The organism is Aliarcobacter trophiarum LMG 25534 (assembly GCF_003355515.1).
Classification (GTDB): domain Bacteria; phylum Campylobacterota; class Campylobacteria; order Campylobacterales; family Arcobacteraceae; genus Aliarcobacter; species Aliarcobacter trophiarum.
Genome location: NZ_CP031367.1, coordinates 1,616,937 through 1,637,150, shown reverse-complemented (window position 1 = coordinate 1,637,150; position 20,214 = coordinate 1,616,937). Strand labels below are relative to the sequence as shown.

Genomic DNA, 20,214 nt, shown 5'->3' with positions numbered 1-20,214 from the left:
TTATTTACCAAATAAATTTTGACCAAGAGCTTTATAAGTCTCATAAAGTTTAATCATTTTTCTAGCCCAAGCTATTCTTGAAGAATCAACAAGTTTATTATTGTACATAATTACCTCTTTACCTTGTTTATTCGCATCTTCATATCTTCTTATCATCTCTTCATAATCTTCAACTTCCGCTTGTTTTGGAGTGAAAATATCATTTATATACTCAATTTGAATTGGATGGATAAGTGATTTTCCATCAAATCCTAGATTAAATGCATCTTTTGTAGAGTCTTCACAAGCAAATTCATCTAAAACATCAAAGTGTGGACCATCTATTACAGTTTTATTATAAGCTTTTGAAGCAAGTGCAATTTGAGCTAAATATGTAACAATAGCTTTTGAACCTCTTTTAATATCAATTTGAAGTCTATTTGCAAGTTTATTTGAACCAACAACTACAACTTCAACTTTTGAACTAGCTGCACAAATCTCTTGAATATTTAAAACAGATAGTGGAGTTTCAATCATAATCATCAAAGTTAAGTTTGGATTAACAGCTTCTATAAGTTTAACGGCCTCTAATACATCCTCTTTTTTATCAATTTTAGAGAATAGTAAACCATCTAGCTCTATATCTTTTGCTAAAGCTAAATCTTTTTTCAAATCTTCACTTCCTAGATTGTTTATTCTTAATACTCTTTCACTCTCTCCAAATTTAGTTCCACCCTCTTTATAAACCTCTCTTAAAGTCTCTCTTGCAATCTCTCTTTGGTCTTCTAAGATAGCTTCTAAATCGAAAATAAGTGTATCAGCAAGAACAGTTCTAGCTTTTTCTACATTGTGTTTGTTATATGCAGGAACTAGTAGCATTGATCTTCTAGCTTTGTATTCAACTATCTCTTCACCTTTTACTATTGCAAAATATTGTTCATGTAGATCTTTTACAAGCTGTTTTCTAAGAACTTTTCCATTTTTTGTTCTAGGATAATCACTCATTGTAAAGATCTCTTTTGGAGCTTTGTATTTTGCAAGATTGTTTTGAGCAAATTTTAAAATATTTTGCTCTTGCTCTTTACTTAGTGTAGAGTGCCCAACAACAGCAATTGCAACAATTGTTTTCTCTTTTTCAATATCAAGACCAAAAGCAACACAATCAGCAACATCAGGATGAGTTTTTACAACTCTTTCAATTTCATGTGGACTTACTCTAAATCCAAAAGTGTTGATAATATCATCTTTTCTACCGATAAACCAGATATATCCATCTTTATCTTTTCTTGCATAATCACCTGTAAAGAAATATCCATCATGTTTTGCTTTTAAAGTCTCTTCTTCTAGTTGCCAATACTCTAAAAATAGTCCGGGATCATCTTCTCCTATACAAATCATACCTTCTTCTTCAATACCAACTTCTTCAAGTGTCTCTGGATTTAATAGTTTTACAATATGTCCTGGTTGTGGGAAACCGGCACTTCCTGGTCTTATTGGATTGTTTTTTGAGTGTGAAATATAGTATGAACACTCACTCATACCAATTGCTTCAAAAATATCTTGTTTAAATCTATCTCTCCAAAGCCCCAACATCTCATCACTTAAATGCTCTCCAGCACTCATACAATATCTTAAACTTGGACAATCATCTAGTGTAAAGTCTGTTTTTTGGATAATTTGTCTATAAATAGTTGGAACTCCAATAAAAATTGTACAGTTATGTTTTTTGATTAGATTAATCCATGTTGAAGCATCATTTGAACCTTCATAAGCAATAACTGTGTGACCGTTAAATAGTGGATCCATTAAAGCTGAACCTAATACATAAGTCCAGTTAAATTTCCCAGAGTGCATAATTCTATCATTCTCTTTAAAATCAAACCAAAAATCTGTTGCTGGTTTTCTTCCAATTAGTGATCTATGAGAGTGTAAAACTCCTTTTGGATAACCAGTTGTTCCAGATGTATATACTAAATATGCAGGTTCTCCTGATTTTGAATTGTAGTGATTTGCACTTTTTTCACATTTTTCAAAAATCTCATTTAGTGCAAAAACCTCTATATCTTTTGGTTTATTTAGATTTTCAACACTATCAATTCCTGCTACAACTATTGTTTTTAAATTATCTAAGTTTTCTAAATATGGAACTAGGTTTTCAAACATAGAAGCAGATAAAACTATTGCTTTTGCTTGAGAATCTTCAGCTAAATATTTAACTTCACTACCACTTAAAAGTGTTGAAGTAGGAACTGCAATCATTCCACCTTTCATAACTCCAAAAAATGATATTGGGTATGCTAAAGAGTTTTTAAGACAAACTAAAACTCTATCTCTAGGCTTTAGACCAATTTTGTTTGTAAAGAAGTTTGAAACTTGATCTGATTTTGTTGCTAAATCTTTATAAGTTACTGTATCAGTTCCTAGTTTATCATCTTCAATAATCATAGCAACATTATCTTCTTTTGCTGTACCAACCCAAGCAGATGTACAAGCGACTCCAATATTTAAAAATTCAGGTATATCTAATTTTACTGTTTGACTCATTTTAATCTCCTATGATTATTATAATTGACCATATGGCCAGTTTTCTTTAAATGTATTAATAGGCATTTTATTTAATACTGAAAGAGCAAAAAGCTCGTCCTCTTTTGTTAAACTCTTAAGTGCATAAGCTCTTAAAATATTTTGTAAAGATTTACCAAACATTGGAGGATCAAGCATTTCACCCTCATATCTAATTGCTCCACTTAAAAGTGCATCAGCTTCAAGAGCTGCTTTTAAGATAGATACATCTTTTGCTATCTCATTTGGACTAGGAGTAAATGCAACTTTACAGATATTAATATGATTTGGTGTTATTACTTGTTTACCTGTTAATCCCATAGAACTCTCTCTTAAAGCATGTGAATATACATATTTACTAGCTTCATCACCATGTAAATCTAACCATCTTCTAATATCTTTTTTCTCAACACAACTACTTGGTAGTGAGTGTGGTGTAAGCATAACTTCAACTCCACCAATTACCCCTTTTCCTTTAATTCTTGCTTCAAGTGTTAGCATATCAAAGTAAGTTTCAAGTTCATCAATCCAATTTTTTGGAGTGATTTTATATGCCATAGCTTTTGAAAAGTCATGAATTCCAAATACAATATGTTTTACAGTTGAGTACTCCATTAATCTATCAGCAATTTTTAAAGATTTTGGGTGTTCAACGATTGGTTGAATTGTAAGATTACTTCCAATAGAGATAAGCCAAGATGATAAATCTCTAATCTCAGCACTTCCATAAACTTCTCCAGCTTTTGCTAAAACAATTACATCTATATATTGATGAATTTGTTTAAGCATTTTTAAATCCTCTTCATACTCTTCAGTTCTAAAAGGGTTTATTCTAATAGCTATTTGAAACTCTCTTTCTGGAAATTTTGGTAACTCTTGAATTAAAAGCTCTCTACTCATAGCTTTTTGTCTACATCCATCTTCTAAGTCAAATAGAACTGTGTGAGCTCTTGTATTATAAGCATGTTTTTGAAGTCTTAATTTCGCTTGTTCTATACTCTCATAAGAACCATCTAGAGGATTAAACTTTATAGGGGGATAATAAATTTGAATCCCTGGCCAATAACCACCAAGAACTGGAGTTAAGTCATCTTTTGCTGTAAGTTTTGATAAATCTATCGCAGAAGTCATCATATTTTCAACCTTTCTTTAAATTTCTTTTGATTTTTTACGAAATGAAATTATTACATAAAAAACTAATAGTGAAGTTATACACAATTTAAAATGAAATCAATTTATATGTTTTGAAATAGAAAATATTTTTAAGCTTATTATAATAATTGAGATTTTATAAAAAAATGAAAGAACTATAATTTGGAGTTCTTTCAAAAAAATAGTTTAATCTTTATAGTCCATTTATGCAATTTTTGATTTATTTTATTCCAATATATATTTTTGAATTTCATTTGCCCACAAAATATATGCTTTTCCATTTAGATGTATTTCATCATCAGTATATATTCTTTTTAAATAATTATTAGGAGCAAAAATATAATTTAAATCAATAAAGTCTATATTTTTATCCTTTGCCATTTTCTCAAGTTTTTTATTTAAATTTTTTACTTCTTTATTAAAATGAACAGAGTTTGGATAATTTGTTCCTACAAATAAAACTGATTGAATATATACTTTAATATTCTTTTTTTCTAAATTTTCTAAAATTTTTGTATAGTTATTATAAATTTCATCAACTTCTTTGTATCCAGCTATATCGTTTATTCCTATCATAATGAATGCTTTTTTAATAGATTTATTTATAGTATCTAATCTATCTAAAACTCCATTTGTTGTATCTCCTCCAATACCTCTATTTTGGACTTCATTATTCTTTAATAATTCATACCATTCTGCTCCATCTGTAATTGAATCACCAATCATAATAATTGAAAAATCATTACTATTTTTTAATTCATTAAATTGGGAAACTTTACTTAAATAATAAGGGCTATAATTTATAAGATTACTATTTTCTTTAACATAATTTCTTATTTTAACTATTTCGCTAAATGGAAATAATTTATATTGAACCGTTAATGCTCCAAAAAAATAAGAAATTCCTCCAATAAATATAAGTAAAAAAGACTTTTTTAACATTATGTTACCTTTTAAATTAATTTTATGGGGAAATAATACCTCATAAAGAATTAAAAAGGGAAATAAGTTCATTTTTTTGAAATAAAGAGGGTATTTGTTCCTTGTTGAATATAAAAAGAAACTCTTGTATTTTTCTATAAAAAAGGTAAAAAATGACACAAAGAGATATGGCGGGATTTTTAAATATAGATGTTAAAACTTTGAGAAATTGGAGGAAGAATAAACCAAATCTTTATAAAATTATAATTCAAGGTTTTGCTATTGAAGATGCTATAAAGAAAGCTGAAGAAAATGCAATTGAGCTTAAAAAAATATTTGAAGGATTAAATGATAAAAAATAGGATTAAATTTAAATAATAAATTAAAAAAGAGATAGAGCCTTAAACTCTATGTTCTATAAATCCTGTAAAAACTTCAATTCACCAAAATAATCTTTTAAAAATGGTTTTGAAACCTCTTCAAAACTATCTTTATCTTCATACAAATTTATAAAAAAGTCAAAATCTAGTTCTCTATTTTTTAAAGCTTCATGTGAAAGTAAGGTATCATTTATAGATCCTAGTTTTGAAGAAGTTATCAAAAATGTTTTAACTCTTAGCTCTTTTATAAAATCAATCATAAAAAAATCTTTTTTAATAGGAACCATCAAGCCACCAGCTCCTTCAATAATCAAAATATCGCACAAAGTTTGTAAATACTCTTTCTTCTCTATCAAAAAATCAATATCTAAAAAGGTGTTTTGTTTTGCAACATAAGGAGAAGCAGGAAGAGTAAATTGGTAAGGAACAATATCATTTATAGTAAGTTTTAAAAAATTAGGATTTAGTTTTTTTACAAGTTCAAACATTTTTACTCCATCAAGAGGAGAGTTGTTTTCTACTCCTGTCTCAATTGGTTTAAAATATCCAACTTTCAAACCCTGTTTTGCAAAATATTTTAAAAAAACTTCACTAGCATAGGTTTTACCTACATTTGTGTTAGTTGCTGTTATAAATATCGCTTTTCCTACATAATCATTTGGGTTGATTTTCATAATAATCTCTTTTTTGATATAATATTTGGTTTTTTTAAAAAGTGATATTATCATAATTAATATATTAATAGTTTTAAGGATTTTTTAGTGAGTAATGAGATAGAAATTGAGTTAAATGAAGATTTAGAGGTAGTTGAACCAAAAAAATACAATGTTTTTTTACTAAATGATGACTACTCTACTATGGATTTTGTAATAGAGGTTTTGGTAAAAGTATTTAGAAAAAACACAAGTGAAGCAGAAGCTATAATGCTAGATGTTCACAATAACCAAAAAGGGCTTTGTGGAGTTTATAGCTTTGAAATTGCTTCTACAAAAGTGGCACAAGTAAAAAATATGGCTAGAGAGAAAGGTTTTCCTTTAAAAGCTGTTATGGAAGAAGAGTAAGAGATGATAAGTAAAGAATTAAGACATATTTTTGCACAAGCAATAAGTTATGCAAAAACAAATAAACATGAATATTTGACATTAGAACATATTTTTTTGATGCTTATAAATAGCACAACAATAGAGGATATGTTTATAGATTTAGGAGTTGATACAAAAGCTTTGTTTGATGATTTAAAAACCTATATAGAGGCAAATACTCCAATGCTTCCAGATGGTTTTAGTGATGAACCAATAGAGACAATAGCTCTCTCTTCAACTATTGAATATATGATAGCTCATACTCAAAGTAGTGGAAAAACAAAAGCAAATGTTGAAGATATGTTTGTAGCAATATTAAAAGATGAAAAAGCCTATGCTACATATTTACTAAAGAAATTGGGAATTCAAAGAGTTGATATTTTAGAAGAGATTTCTCATAAAGATGATGAAGAAACAGATACAAAAGAGCAAAAAGAGAAAAATGACAAGGTATTAGAAGAGAACTCTAGTGAATTAGTAAATTTAGCAAAAAATCAAAAAATAGACCCAGTAATTGGAAGAGATAGTGAGTTATCAAGAGTTATTGAGATTTTAGGAAGAAGAAAAAAGAATAATCCTCTTTTAGTTGGAGAGCCAGGAGTTGGAAAAACTGCAATTGCTGAAGGTTTGGCATTGAAAATAGCAAATGGTGAAGTTCCAGAGTTTTTAAAAGATTCACAACTATTTTCACTAGATATGGGTTCAATGTTAGCTGGAACTAAATATAGAGGAGATTTTGAGAAAAAACTAAAATCACTCTTAAAAGAGATAATTAAAATTCCAAATGCAATACTGTTTATAGATGAAATTCACACAATTGTAGGAGCTGGAAGTGTTGGTGGAAGTGCTATGGATGCTTCAAATATATTAAAACCACTTTTAGCAAATGGAAGTTTAAAATGTATTGGAGCCACAACTTTTGCTGAGTATAGAAATGACTTTTCAAAAGATAAGGCTCTTAATAGAAGGTTTGCAAAAGTTGATATAAAAGAGCCTAGTATCGAAGATGCAATAACTATTTTAGATGGATTAAAAGGGGAGTATGAAAAATACCATGGTGTAAAATACTCTAAAAAAGCCATAATAAGTGCAGTTGAACTTAGTAAAAAATATATCAATGATAAATTTCTTCCAGATAGTGCAATAGATGTAATAGATGAGGTTGCTGCTAGTAAAAAGATAAATAAAAAAGATGCTAAAGAGATATTAATAGATGAAAAAGATATAGAACTAACTATCTCTAAAATAGCACAAATTCCACCAAAAAGTGCAACAAAGTCAGATTTATCTTTACTAAAAAGCCTTGAAAAAAATATGAAAAAAAGAGTTTTTGGACAAGATAGTGCAGTACAGCAAATAGTAAAAGCTATAAAGATAAATAAAGCAGGTTTAGGAGTTGATAAAAAACCAATAGGAAGCTTTCTATTTACTGGACCAACAGGAGTTGGAAAAACAGAGGTAGCAAAAGAGTTGGCTTTACAAATGGGAATTCATTTTGAGAGATTTGATATGAGTGAATATATGGAAGCTCATGCTATTTCAAGACTTATAGGGGCACCAGCTGGGTATATTGGATTTGAACAAGGTGGACTTTTGACTGAAAGTATAAGGAAACATCCACATACAGTATTGCTTCTTGATGAGATAGAAAAAGCTCATCCTGATTTGATGTCAATTTTACTTCAAGTTATGGATAATGCAGAACTGACAGATAATAGTGGAAATAAAGCAGATTTCCAAAATGTTATTTTGATAATGACTTCAAATTTAGGAGTAGCTGAAGCAAATGTTATGGGGTTTGCAAAAAATGAGAAGCTAAATGAGAATAGGGCAATAAATAGATTTTTTGCACCTGAATTTAGAAATAGACTTGATAGTATCGTTAGTTTTGATAGTCTTAGCCTTGATATTGTCTCAAAAGTTGTAGGAAAATTTATAGAAGATTTAGAGATACAACTTGAAAATAAAAAAATTAAAATTGAGATAACAAAAAAAGCAAAAGATGAATTAGCAAAGTTAGGTTATGATAAAACTATGGGAGCTAGACCATTAAATAGAGTAATTGCGACAAAAATAAAAGAGCCTCTTACAGATGAAATCTTATTTGGAAAGCTTAAAAATGGTGGAGTTGTAAAGATAGATTTTAAGAGTGAATTTGTTTTTATCTATGAATAACACAATTATTTTACAATCAATTTGATACAATTTCAAAAGAATATTTAAAAAAAAGGGATGAAATGAAAAAAGGTCTTATAGTAGCAGCAACTTCATTATTACTATTTATTGGTTGTACAGAAGATAAAAAAGAGATAAAAGAGCAAGTGCCTTCAAAACAAGAAGTTACACAAGAAGTTGAAAAAAAGCCTGAAGAGGTAAAACCAGAAGTTAAAGTAGAAGAGAAAAAAACTGAAGTAAAGGTTGAACCAAAAGTTGAAGAGCCAAAACAAGTAGTAGAAGTTGCGACAACTGAACTAAGTGGTGAAGCTCTATTTAAAACATGTGCATCTTGCCATGGATTAAAAGGTGAAAAAGAGGCTTTAGGTAAATCTCAAGCAATTACAGGTTGGGATAAAAATAGAGTTATAAAAGCTTTAAATGGTTATAAAGATGGAACTTATGGTGGAGTTATGAAAAATCTTATGAAAACTCATGTTGAGACAAAAACACCAGAAGAAATTGAAATTCTAGCAGATTATATTTCAAAACTTTAAAGGAAGTTGGACAAAAAGTCCAAATTTCTTATAAAAACCAATTAAGCAAAATTAAGCAATAAAAAAACTACAGATAATTTTAAAAACCCCAAAAATACGACATTAAGAAGAGAAAAGAATTAAAAAAGCTATAAAATTCAGAATTTAAGCGTATATTAAGTGATAAGCTCTTGACAAAGAGGAAAAAAGGCACTATAATTCCCGTCCAATTTGACCGAGGGGTTAGATTAGAGTTCTTTAAAAGAGATATTGAGAGTTTAATGAAGTAATCTTTGTAAACTAAATATCATGATTGTTAAAAGTAAAAAAAATTGAACAAGAGATAAATATTGAAGAGTATTTATTAACTTGTCTATAAATTTGAGTGATAATTTTGTAATTAAGTAATTAAAAACAAAAAAGTCAGATTCAACTACTACATAAAGATTAAATTAGATTTAATCAAAAAATTTATGGAGAGTTTGATCCTGGCTCAGAGTGAACGCTGGCGGCGTGCTTAACACATGCAAGTCGAACGAGAACGGGTTATAGCTTGCTATAATTGTCAGCTAAGTGGCGCACGGGTGAGTAATGTATAGGTAATATGCCTCTTACTAAGGGATAACAAATGGAAACGTTTGCTAATACCTTATATTCCTTTTATACAGAAGTATAAAAGGGAAAGATTTATTGGTAAGAGATTAGCCTGTATTGTATCAGTTAGTTGGTGGGGTAATGGCTTACCAAGACAATGACACATAACTGGTTTGAGAGGATGATCAGTCACACTGGAACTGAGACACGGTCCAGACTCCTACGGGAGGCAGCAGTGGGGAATATTGCACAATGGACGGAAGTCTGATGCAGCAACGCCGCGTGGAGGATGACACATTTCGGTGCGTAAACTCCTTTTATATGAGAAGATAATGACGGTATTATATGAATAAGCACCGGCTAACTCCGTGCCAGCAGCCGCGGTAATACGGGGGGTGCAAGCGTTACTCGGAATCACTGGGCGTAAAGAGCATGTAGGCGGATTGATAAGTTTGAAGTGAAATCCTATAGCTTAACTATAGAACTGCTTTGAAAACTGTTAATCTAGAATGTGGGAGAGGTAGATGGAATTTCTGGTGTAGGGGTAAAATCCGTAGAGATCAGAAGGAATACCGATTGCGAAGGCGATCTACTGGAACACTATTGACGCTGAGATGCGAAAGCGTGGGGAGCAAACAGGATTAGATACCCTGGTAGTCCACGCCCTAAACGATGTACACTAGTTGTTGTGAGACTTGATCTTGCAGTAATGCAGTTAACACATTAAGTGTACCGCCTGGGGAGTACGGTCGCAAGATTAAAACTCAAAGGAATAGACGGGGACCCGCACAAGCGGTGGAGCATGTGGTTTAATTCGACGATACACGAAGAACCTTACCTGGACTTGACATAGTAAGAACTTTCAAGAGATTGATTGGTGTCTGCTTGCAGAAGCTTATATACAGGTGCTGCACGGCTGTCGTCAGCTCGTGTCGTGAGATGTTGGGTTAAGTCCCGCAACGAGCGCAACCCTCGTGTTTAGTTGCTAACAGTTCGGCTGAGAACTCTAAACAGACTGCCTACGCAAGTAGGAGGAAGGTGAGGACGACGTCAAGTCATCATGGCCCTTACGTCCAGGGCTACACACGTGCTACAATGGGGTATACAAAGAGCTGCAATACGGTGACGTGGAGCAAATCTTATAAAATATCTCCCAGTTCGGATTGTAGTCTGCAACTCGACTACATGAAGTTGGAATCGCTAGTAATCGTAGATCAGCTATGCTACGGTGAATACGTTCCCGGGTCTTGTACTCACCGCCCGTCACACCATGGGAGTCGAACTCATTCGAAGCGGGGATGCTAAAGTAGCTACCTTCCACAGTGGATTTGGCGACTGGGGTGAAGTCGTAACAAGGTAACCGTAGGAGAACCTGCGGTTGGATCACCTCCTTTCAAAGAAAAAATATTAAGATTTGGTTCTTAATATAAAAAATGAATAAAGAAACTTACTTTTAACAACATATATTTAGTTTGTAAAGATTATTTGAAGAACAACAGATAATTTATAGGTAAATATGGGGCCTATAGCTCAGCTGGCTAGAGCGCTCGACTGATAATCGTGAGGTCTCAGGTTCAAGTCCTGATAGGCCCACCAGATTATTATGGGGAATTAGCTCAGCTGGGAGAGCGCCTGCTTTGCACGCAGGAGGTCAGCGGTTCGATCCCGCTATTCTCCACCATATAGAGATAAAGAAAGAGAAGTTAGATATAAGCTTTTATAAATAAGAGTTTATATCTGGTTTTAATCAGAAAGCGTTACCTTGAGATAACTTTAGTTATTTGAAGTAGCAAGATATTTAAAAATATAATGTTAAAGTCTTTAAAATTTTTTCGTAAAGTTAAATAGAAGTATTTAATTTTAAATAAAAAAATTTCATATCTAAGATTTAATGTAATAATTAAATTTAACTATAGATAACACAACTAAATTATTAGACTTTATGTTTAATAAGATAGTAGCCAAAGAATATTATCAAATTTATAAATATAAGGAATTATATTTATAGGCAAGAAAAACTAATCTAAATAAAGTTGTAAGATTTTATTAGATTTTAATAAGCTATTAAGGGCTAATGGTGGATGCCTTGACTGTAAGAGGCGAAGAAGGACGTATTAGGCTGCGATAAGCCACGGGGAGCTGCCAAAGAGCTTTGATCCGTGGGTTTCCGAATGGGGCAACCCAATATATAGAGATATATATTACTCTACGGAGAGCGAACTTGGGGAAGTGAAACATCTCAGTACCCAAAGGAAGAGAAATCAAATGAGATTCCCATAGTAGCGGCGAGCGAACTGGGATTAGGACAAACCCTATACTTGTATAGGGGGTTGTAGGACCATAATATAAGATTAAAGAGGATAGATGAACTAGTTGGAAAGCTAGAGCGTAGAAGGTGAAACTCCTGTAATTAAAATTCTCAATAACTTTAATGGTATCCTGAGTAGGTCGGAACACGTGATATTTTGACTGAAGCTGGGGGGACCACCCTCCAATCCTAAATACTACTTACAGATCGATAGTGAACAAGTACCGTGAGGGAAAGGTGAAAAGTACTGCAGCGAGCAGAGTGAAATAGAACCTGAAACCATTAGCTTACAATCATTCAGAGCCCTATGATTTATCAGGGTGATGGACTGCCTTTTGCATAATGAGCCTGCGAGTTGTGGTGTCTGGCAAGGTTAAGCCAAGTGCGAAGCCGTAGCGAAAGCGAGTCTTAATAGGGCGACATAGTCAGATGCTGCAGACCCGAAACGAAGTGATCTATCCATGAGCAGGTTGAAGCTGGTGTAAGAGCCAGTGGAGGACCGAACCCATTGACGTTGAAAAGTCTCGGGATGACTTGTGGATAGGGGTGAAAGGCCAATCAAACTTCGTGATAGCTGGTTCTCTCCGAAATATATTTAGGTATAGCCTTGTGTTGTAGCATATAGGGGTAGAGCACTGAATGGGCTAGGGCTGCTTACCGCGGTACCAAACCCTATCAAACTATGAATACTATATGTGGAATCACAGGAGTCAGGCGGTGGGTGATAAAATCCGTCGTCGAGAGGGGAACAACCCAGACTAACAGCTAAGGTCCCTAAGTTACATCTAAGTGGAAAACGATGTGGAGTTACTGTGACAACCAGGAGGTTGGCTTAGAAGCAGCCATCCTTTAAAGAAAGCGTAACAGCTCACTGGTCTAGTGATTCTGCGCGGAAAATATAACGGGGCTAAGATGTACACCGAAGCTTTAGATTCAATTTTTAATTGAGTGGTAGGAGAGCGTTCTATTCAGCGTTGAAGGTATACCGGTAAGGAGTGCTGGAGCGGATAGAAGTGAGCATGCAGGCATGAGTAGCGATAATTAAGGTGAGAATCCTTAACGCCGAAAACCCAAGGTTTCCTACGCGATGCTCGTCATCGTAGGGTTAGTCGGGTCCTAAGTCGAGACTGAAAAGTGTAGACGATGGCAAATTGGTTAATATTCCAATACCAACATATAAGCGCGATGTGGGGACGCATAGAGTTAATCGAGCTCACTGATGGAATAGTGGGTCGAAGGATGTAGGTTGTTAAGTAGGCAAATCCGCTTAACAATAGACCGAGATCTTACAGGCTCTTGACACTCTTCGGAGGAGATGGAGAATCGATGATACTGTCGTGCCAAGAAAAGCCACTAAGTATATTATATGTTGCCCGTACCGTAAACCGACACAGGTGGGTGGGATGAGTATTCTAAGGCGCGTGGAAGAACCCTCTTTAAGGAACTCTGCAAAATAGCACCGTATCTTCGGTATAAGGTGTGCCTACCATGGTATAGAAACTTGCTTTCAAAAGCCAAGGAGGTTGCAACAAAGAGTCCCTCCCGACTGTTTACCAAAAACACAGCACTTTGCTAACACGTAAGTGGATGTATAAGGTGTGACGCCTGCCCGGTGCTCGAAGGTTAACTGATGATGTCAGCGCAAGCGAAGCATTTGATTGAAGCCCGAGTAAACGGCGGCCGTAACTATAACGGTCCTAAGGTAGCGAAATTCCTTGTCAGTTAAATACTGACCTGCATGAATGGCGTAACGAGATGGGAGCTGTCTCAAAGAGGGATCCAGTGAAATTGTAGTGGAGGTGAAAATTCCTCCTACCCGCGGAAAGACGGAAAGACCCCGTGCACCTTTACTACAGCTTGACACTGTAGCTTGGATATTCATGTGCAGGATAGGTGGGAGGCTATGATGACTAGACGCAAGTAGAGTCGGAGCCATCCTTGAGATACCACCCTTGAATATTTGAGTTACTAACTGCGATGAGTTATCCTCATTCAGGACAATGTCTGGTGGGTAGTTTGACTGGGGCGGTCGCCTCCTAAATAGTAACGGAGGCTTACAAAGGTTAGTTCAAAGCGGTTGGAAATCGCTTGTTGAGTATAATGGCATAAACTAGCTTGACTGTGAGACCAACAAGTCGAACAGAGACGAAAGTCGGTCATAGTGATCCGGTGGTTCTGCGTGGAAGGGCCATCGCTCAAAGGATAAAAGGTACGCCGGGGATAACAGGCTGATCTCCCCCAAGAGCTCACATCGACGGGGAGGTTTGGCACCTCGATGTCGGCTCATCGCATCCTGGGGCTGTAGTCGGTCCCAAGGGTATGGCTGTTCGCCATTTAAAGCGGTACGCGAGCTGGGTTCAGAACGTCGTGAGACAGTTCGGTCCCTATCTTCCGTGGGCGTAGGAAAGTTGAAGAGATTTGTCCCTAGTACGAGAGGACCGGGATGAACCAACCACTGGTGTACCAATTGTTCTGCCAAGAGCATCGTTGGGTAGCCACGTTGGGATGTGATAAGAGCTGAAAGCATCTAAGCTCGAAGCCAACTCTAAGATGAACTTTCCCTGAAGTTCCCAGCAAGACTAGCTGGTTGATAGGCTGGATGTGTAATGGGTGTAAGCCCTTTAGCTGACCAGTACTAATAGAACGTTTGGCTTATTTTTAACAATTTTTCTTTGGTTTACTATCTTATTAAGCATATTTATTATGTTTAATATGTGTTGAATATATATAGATATACAAAAAAGACTTTAGCATTAAATTTCTCAATCTCGCAATTTGAGTGTTAAGAGTTTATCTCAAGCTTTTAGCACTCAAATTTGCTGGTGGTTAAAGAGAAGTGGAAATACCCAGCCCCATTCCGAACCTGGTAGTCAAGCACTTCATCGCCGATAATACTGCAGGGTCCCCCTGTGGAAACGTAGGTCGCCGCCAGCTTATTGAGTTTTTAACTTTTACAATAAGCTTACCTTCTTTTACTCTTTCTTAGTAATTCAAGGTAAGCTTTTTTATTCCCTACAATCCTCTCTTTTAAAATATATTCTTATTTTATCAAACTATATACCTCTTCTTCGACTTTTACAACCTACAATTATATTTAAATTACAAGATATCTTATTTATGAAGAAAATAAACTAGAAAAATATATTAAATTGTTGATATAAATCAAGAAAATACAATATCTTATCTATTATGATACAAATTATCATTATTAAAAGGATTAAAATTGAAAAAGCGAATTATTGTTTCTAGTTTCGTTTCGTTTATTGTTTTAGAGAGCTTAAATGCTACTGAAGTAAGGTTAGATGAAGTAAAAATTACAACAGCAACAAAAACTGAAAAGAGTATAGACGGTGTTAGTGCATCTACTGTAATTATTACAAAAGAGGATATAGAAAAAGTTGGTGCTACAACCATTGGAGAAGTGTTAGAAAAAGTTCCATCTATAAATGTACAATTAGGAAGATTTCCACATCCAAGCTCAGCATCAAAAGGTTCTGTTTCTATAAGAGGAGTTAGTCCAAATGGAACTTTGATACTGCTTGATGGAAAAAGATTAAGTGGAGAGACGGAACAACCGTATGAGATGAATAGAATTCCAACTTCAATGATTGAAAGAATTGAAATTGTAAAGGGTTCTATGAGTACACTTTATGGGAGTGATGCTATTGGTGGAGTTATAAATATTATTACAAAGAGAGATTTAAAAGATAGAAACTATACCACTATTGATTTAAAATATGGTTCAAATGCTTATTCAAAAGCTAGACAAAAAAATGCAAATTTTACAACAATGGGGAATATAGATGGTTATAAATATAAGGTTTATGCTTCTACTTTAGATACATCTTCATTTAAAAAAGATAAAAATTATTCTCAAAAGGTAATAAACCCACAAAATGGAACTCCTATTCCACAACATTCTCAAAATGGTAAAAGTGGAGTTTTAGGAGTAAGCTATGGAGATAGTTCAACTCTAAATAGTGTGGGAGTTGCTTTGGAAAAAAATGTTACAGACAGCTTAACTTTAGGAGCTGATGTTAACTATTTCAATGAAGATAGAGAAGGAGATTATATAGGAAGTTCTCAACAAATAGGTCAAAATGGAATGGTTTTGAATACGCCGATAAACTCAAAAGATAAAAATCATAGATATGATAGTTCGATATTTGTAAAATATGATATAAGTGATGATTTAAGCACAACATTGAGATATTATACATCTATATATAAAAAAAGAAATGAGACAAAGGCTATAAATTTTGATAGTGCTGTAAGTAAGAAATTTAGTGCAAATGTAAGAATTGATGATGTAGAAAGTATTACAACTTACTCTTTGAATAACTCAAATTTACTTACTTTTGGGCTTGATTATAGAAAAGAGAGAAGAGATAGTGCAGCAATTAATAAAAATCCACAATCTAGTGAATTTGTTAGAAAAGAAATAGAGTATAAAGCTATATATTTGCAAGATGAGATAGAGTTTACTGATAGCTTAAATGCAACTGTTGGAGTAAGATATGATGATATCTCAAATGCAAATAATAAAACAACATTTCAAGCAGGAGTTGTGCAAAAACTAGGAGAAAACAATAAAATAAGAGCAAACTTTTCTCAAGGTTATAGAAGTCCTGATATTGCAGAACTTTATGTAGTAAGTCCACTTTACAAAGATGGAAAAAGATATGGAGCAGATGTTATTTTCCCACCATTTAAAACGAACTCTTATGATTTAAAGCCAGAAGAGTCAAATAGCTATGAGATAGCTTATGAAAATAATTTCAATGGTTTTATTAGTGAATTTGTAATTTTTAGAACAGATATTAAAAATAAAATAGATTTAAAAGCATATGGAACTGGTGGGACTAAATATTATACTAGTGAAAATTTAGATAAAGTAAATATAAATGGGCTAGAGTTAAATTTGGATTATAAGTTTACAAATAGTTTTGAAAGTAGTTTTAATCTTACATATCTTGATACAAAAGATAAAAGTACAAATAAAGAACTTACATTTACTCCTAGTATAAGTGCAGCTTTAAATCTTAGTTACAAAATAATAGAACCTTTAAAATCAAATATAAATATTAGATATATTGGAAAACAGTATGAAGATGCTCAAAATAAAGAGAAGATAGATGATTATACTTTAGTTGATTTGGGGCTTTCTTACGATATAAATAAGATTTTTACATTATATGGTGGAGTTGATAATATATTTAACCAAAAAGTAGATACAAATGCTGATATAAATGTAGGAACATACTATTTTGCAGGAGTTAAAGCTAGATTCTAAATAAAATAAAATGTGCTAAAGGTAGAGTAATAAAGCAAAACTTAAATATATTTAGATATAATGCAAAACTTTTTTAGAAAACACTACAGTAGTTTCCTAGAATGGTAGTATCGCTTCAAAATATTTTGAAGATTACGAGAAGCATGAGTGGGGCTATAACTACTCAAACCAAATATTATAAAGGAAAGAAATGCCTACAATACAACAGCTTGTAAGAAAAGAGCGAAAAAAAGTGGTTGAGAAATCAAAATCACCAGCTCTTAAAAAATGTCCACAAAGAAGAGGAGTATGTACAAGAGTATATACAACAACTCCAAAAAAACCTAACTCGGCTTTAAGAAAAGTTGCAAAAGTTAGATTAACAACTGGATTTGAAGTTATTTCATATATCGGTGGAGAGGGACATAACCTTCAAGAACACTCAATAGTGTTAGTAAGAGGGGGAAGAGTAAAAGATTTACCTGGGGTTAAATACCACATTGTAAGAGGTGCGTTAGATTCAGCTGGAGTTAACAACAGAACTGTATCTAGATCTAAGTATGGTACAAAAAGACCAAAAGCTAAAAAATAAGTAGAAGGATAGAAAATGAGAAGAAGAAAAGCTCCAGTTAGAGAAATAATGGCTGATCCTATCTACAATAGTAAAGTGATCACAAAATTTGTAAATGCAATTATGCTAGATGGTAAAAAATCTGTTGCTGAAAAAATCCTTTATGGTGCAATAGAAAACCTTGATAAAAGAGGTGAAGAAAAAGGTTTTGACCTGTTTGAAAAAGCAGTTGAAAATGTTAAACCACTTTTAGAAGTAAGAAGTAGAAGAGTTGGAGGAGCTACATACCAAGTTCCTGTTGAAGTAAGAGCTGTAAGAAGACAAACTTTGGCTTTAAGATGGTTAATTGATGCTTCAAGAAAAAGAAATGAAAGAACAATGGTAGAGAGATTAGCAAACGAGCTATTCGAAGCTGCAAACGAAAGAGGAGCATCTTTTAAGAAAAAAGAAGATGTACATAGAATGGCAGAGGCTAACAAAGCATTTGCACACTACAGATGGTAGGAAAAAATTATGGCAAGAAAAGTACCCTTAAATAGAGTAAGAAACATAGGAATTGCAGCTCATATCGATGCTGGAAAAACAACAAGTACAGAGAGAATCCTTTTTTATACAGGTATTTCTCATAAAATTGGTGAGACTCATGAAGGTACTGCAACAATGGACTGGATGGAGCAAGAGCAAGAAAGAGGTATTACAATTACTTCTGCTGCAACAACATGTTTTTGGAATCATCCAAAAACAAATGAGCAGTTACAAATAAACATTATTGATACTCCAGGTCACGTTGATTTTACTATTGAAGTTGAGAGATCAATGAGGGTTCTTGATGGTGCTGTTGCAGTATTTTGTTCAGTTGGTGGAGTTCAACCACAATCTGAGACTGTTTGGAGACAAGCAAATAAATATGGAGTTCCTAGAATTATCTATGTAAATAAAATGGATAGAACTGGTGCAAACTTTTTAAATGTTATGGCTCAAGTAAGAGATAGATTAAAAGCTAATCCAGTTCCTCTTCAAATTCCAATTGGTGCTGAAGACCAATTTAGAGGAATGATTGATTTAGTAAAGATGAAAGCTTATACTTATACATTAGATGCTCAAGCTGGTGAAATGTATAAAATTGAAGAGATTCCAGCTGATTTAGCTGATATGGCTGCTGAGTATAGAGAAAAACTTGTTGAAGCTGCTTCTGAATCAAGTGATGAGCTTATGGATAAATATCTTGAAGGTGTTGAATTAACTGAAGAAGAGATTGTGTCTGGAATTAAAAAAAGATGTTTAGCTATGGAGATAACTCCAATGGTTTGTGGAACATCATTTAAAAATAAAGGAATTCAACCACTTCTTGATGCAGTTGCTATGTATTTACCAGCACCAACAGAAGTTGCTGATATTAAAGGTGAAACTCAAGATGGAGAGGCTGTACTTGTTCCTTCAACTGATAAAGGTGAAGTTGCTGCCCTTGCATTTAAAATTATGACTGACCCATTTGTTGGACAATTAACATTTACAAGAGTTTATAGAGGAATTCTAGAGTCTGGAACTTATGTACTAAACTCTACAAAAATGAAAAAAGAGAGAATCGGAAGATTACTTAAAATGCATGCAAACTCAAGAGAAGAAGTTAAAGAACTTTATGCTGGTGAAATTGGTGCAGTTGTTGGTCTTAAAGATACAATCACAGGTGATACACTTGCTAGTGAAAAAGATCCTGTAATCTTAGAAAGAATGGATTTCCCAGATCCTGTTATCTCTGTTGCTGTTGAGCCAAAAACAAAAGCTGACCAAGAAAAAATGGGTATTGCTTTAGGGAAATTAGCAGAAGAAGATCCATCATTTAGAGTAAATACTGATGAAGAGACTGGACAAACTATTATTTCAGGAATGGGTGAGTTACACCTTGAAATTCTTGTAGATAGAATGAAAAGAGAGTTCAAAGTTGAAGCAGAAGTAGGGGCTCCTCAAGTTGCATATAGAGAAACTATTAGAAATGCTGTTAAGCAAGAGTATAAATATGCAAAACAATCTGGAGGTAAAGGTCAATATGGACATGTTTACTTAGAGATTAAACCAATGGAAGCTGGAAGTGAACCAACATTCAAATTTAATAATGATATTAAAGGTGGGGTTGTTCCAAAAGAGTATGTTCCTGCTGTTGAAAAAGGTTGTTTTGAAGCGATGCAAGGTGGTATTTTAGCTGGTTATCCAATGGTTGATATTGAAGTTACACTTTATGATGGAAGCTACCATGAAGTTGACTCATCTGAAATGGCATTTAAATTAGCTGCTTCAATGGGATTCAAACAAGGGTGTAGAAGTGCAGCTGCTGGTGCAGTTTTACTTGAGCCAATTATGAAAGTTGAAATTGAAACTCCAGAAGAGTACATGGGAGATGTAATTGGTGATTGTAATAAAAGAAGAGGACAAGTTCAATCTATGGATGATAGAGCTGGTATCAAACTTGTAACTGCTATGATTCCATTATCTGAACTATTTGGTTACTCAACAGATTTAAGATCTATGTCTCAAGGAAGAGCAACTTACTCTATGTTGTTTGACTCATACCAAGAGGTTCCTAGAAATGTTTCTGAAGAGATTATGAAAAAAAGAAATGGGTAAATAGTATTTACAAATTTTAAATTTAAGGGGAAGTGTGATTTCATGCTTCCCTTTTTTATTAGGTTTATACAAGAGATGTTG

The 20,214-nt window shown here is 33.4% G+C and carries 12 protein-coding genes, 2 tRNA genes and 3 rRNA genes; 13 read left to right on the top strand and 4 right to left on the bottom strand.

All coding sequences use genetic code 11. The features are described from left to right. From ATR_RS08420 to ATR_RS08410, 3 genes are all read right to left on the bottom strand, one after another. Positions 1-2,523 (bottom strand): aldolase/citrate lyase family protein, encoded by a 2,523-nt coding sequence (locus ATR_RS08420; protein ID WP_115428986.1) that lies wholly within the window; start codon positions 2,521-2,523, stop codon positions 1-3. Between the two features lie 18 nt (positions 2,524-2,541). Further along, on the bottom strand, positions 2,542-3,672 hold the full coding sequence (locus ATR_RS08415) for an HpcH/HpaI aldolase/citrate lyase family protein (protein ID WP_115429481.1): 1,131 nt from the start codon (positions 3,670-3,672) through the stop codon (positions 2,542-2,544). Positions 3,673-3,918: 246 nt separating this feature from the next. Beyond that, the gene (locus ATR_RS08410) at positions 3,919-4,635 is read right to left on the bottom strand and encodes a GDSL-type esterase/lipase family protein (protein ID WP_115428985.1); all 717 of its coding nucleotides are present in this window, start codon (positions 4,633-4,635) and stop codon (positions 3,919-3,921) included. A 152-nt stretch (positions 4,636-4,787) separates the two neighbouring features. Between ATR_RS08410 and ATR_RS08405 the strand changes: the two genes are divergently transcribed. Next, positions 4,788-4,976: a helix-turn-helix domain-containing protein gene (locus ATR_RS08405; protein WP_115428984.1), complete on the top strand. Its 189-nt coding sequence runs from the start codon at positions 4,788-4,790 to the stop codon at positions 4,974-4,976. A gap of 53 nt (positions 4,977-5,029) precedes the next feature. Here ATR_RS08405 and bioD read toward each other — a convergent pair whose 3' ends face one another. Then, positions 5,030-5,668: a dethiobiotin synthase gene (gene bioD, locus ATR_RS08400; RefSeq protein WP_115428983.1), complete on the bottom strand. Its 639-nt coding sequence runs from the start codon at positions 5,666-5,668 to the stop codon at positions 5,030-5,032. 87 nt (positions 5,669-5,755) lie between these two features. Here bioD and ATR_RS08395 point away from each other — a divergent pair, with 87 nt between their 5' ends. From ATR_RS08395 to fusA, 12 genes are all read left to right on the top strand, one after another. Then, positions 5,756-6,055: an ATP-dependent Clp protease adaptor ClpS gene (locus ATR_RS08395; RefSeq protein WP_115428982.1), complete on the top strand. Its 300-nt coding sequence runs from the start codon at positions 5,756-5,758 to the stop codon at positions 6,053-6,055. Between the two features lie 3 nt (positions 6,056-6,058). Then, complete coding sequence (gene clpA / locus ATR_RS08390; RefSeq protein WP_115428981.1) at positions 6,059-8,251, top strand: ATP-dependent Clp protease ATP-binding subunit ClpA; 2,193 nt, start codon at positions 6,059-6,061, stop codon at positions 8,249-8,251. Between the two features lie 62 nt (positions 8,252-8,313). After that, the gene (locus ATR_RS08385; protein ID WP_115428980.1) at positions 8,314-8,787 is read left to right on the top strand and encodes a c-type cytochrome; all 474 of its coding nucleotides are present in this window, start codon (positions 8,314-8,316) and stop codon (positions 8,785-8,787) included. Positions 8,788-9,236: 449 nt separating this feature from the next. Continuing rightward, positions 9,237-10,754, top strand: a 16S ribosomal RNA gene (locus tag ATR_RS08380). 125 nt (positions 10,755-10,879) lie between these two features. After that, a tRNA-Ile gene (locus ATR_RS08375) sits at positions 10,880-10,956 on the top strand. 9 nt (positions 10,957-10,965) lie between these two features. After that, a tRNA-Ala gene (locus tag ATR_RS08370) sits at positions 10,966-11,041 on the top strand. 373 nt (positions 11,042-11,414) lie between these two features. Then, a 23S ribosomal RNA gene (locus ATR_RS08365) occupies positions 11,415-14,328 on the top strand. A 158-nt stretch (positions 14,329-14,486) separates the two neighbouring features. Further along, positions 14,487-14,602, top strand: a 5S ribosomal RNA gene (gene rrf, locus ATR_RS08360). The 16S, 23S and 5S rRNA genes sit together here with 2 tRNA genes alongside, the layout of an rRNA operon. A gap of 289 nt (positions 14,603-14,891) precedes the next feature. Then, complete coding sequence (locus ATR_RS08355; RefSeq protein ID WP_115428979.1) at positions 14,892-16,961, top strand: TonB-dependent receptor plug domain-containing protein; 2,070 nt, start codon at positions 14,892-14,894, stop codon at positions 16,959-16,961. 190 nt (positions 16,962-17,151) lie between these two features. Beyond that, positions 17,152-17,532, top strand: a complete 381-nt coding sequence (rpsL, locus tag ATR_RS08350) for a 30S ribosomal protein S12 (protein WP_066154936.1) — start codon at positions 17,152-17,154, stop codon at positions 17,530-17,532. Between the two features lie 15 nt (positions 17,533-17,547). After that, positions 17,548-18,015, top strand: coding sequence for a 30S ribosomal protein S7 (rpsG, locus tag ATR_RS08345; RefSeq protein ID WP_115428978.1), 468 nt, complete (start codon positions 17,548-17,550; stop codon positions 18,013-18,015). Positions 18,016-18,024: 9 nt separating this feature from the next. Next, positions 18,025-20,133 (top strand): elongation factor G, encoded by a 2,109-nt coding sequence (gene fusA / locus ATR_RS08340; protein WP_115428977.1) that lies wholly within the window; start codon positions 18,025-18,027, stop codon positions 20,131-20,133. Positions 20,134-20,214 lie beyond the last annotated feature (81 nt).

What these genes read in the sequence shown, in the direction of transcription:
- ATR_RS08420 (WP_115428986.1), bottom strand. Translation starts at nt 2,523, where the DNA reads ATGAGTCAAACAGTAAAATTAGATATACCTGAATTTTTAAATATTGGA.
- ATR_RS08415 (WP_115429481.1), bottom strand. Translation starts at nt 3,672, where the DNA reads ATGACTTCTGCGATAGATTTATCAAAACTTACAGCAAAAGATGACTTA.
- ATR_RS08410 (WP_115428985.1), bottom strand. Translation starts at nt 4,635, where the DNA reads ATGTTAAAAAAGTCTTTTTTACTTATATTTATTGGAGGAATTTCTTAT.
- ATR_RS08405 (WP_115428984.1), top strand. Translation starts at nt 4,788, where the DNA reads ATGACACAAAGAGATATGGCGGGATTTTTAAATATAGATGTTAAAACT.
- bioD (WP_115428983.1), bottom strand. Translation starts at nt 5,668, where the DNA reads ATGAAAATCAACCCAAATGATTATGTAGGAAAAGCGATATTTATAACA.
- clpA (WP_115428981.1), top strand. Translation starts at nt 6,059, where the DNA reads ATGATAAGTAAAGAATTAAGACATATTTTTGCACAAGCAATAAGTTAT.
- ATR_RS08385 (WP_115428980.1), top strand. Translation starts at nt 8,314, where the DNA reads ATGAAAAAAGGTCTTATAGTAGCAGCAACTTCATTATTACTATTTATT.
- rpsL (WP_066154936.1), top strand. Translation starts at nt 17,152, where the DNA reads ATGCCTACAATACAACAGCTTGTAAGAAAAGAGCGAAAAAAAGTGGTT.
- rpsG (WP_115428978.1), top strand. Translation starts at nt 17,548, where the DNA reads ATGAGAAGAAGAAAAGCTCCAGTTAGAGAAATAATGGCTGATCCTATC.
- fusA (WP_115428977.1), top strand. Translation starts at nt 18,025, where the DNA reads ATGGCAAGAAAAGTACCCTTAAATAGAGTAAGAAACATAGGAATTGCA.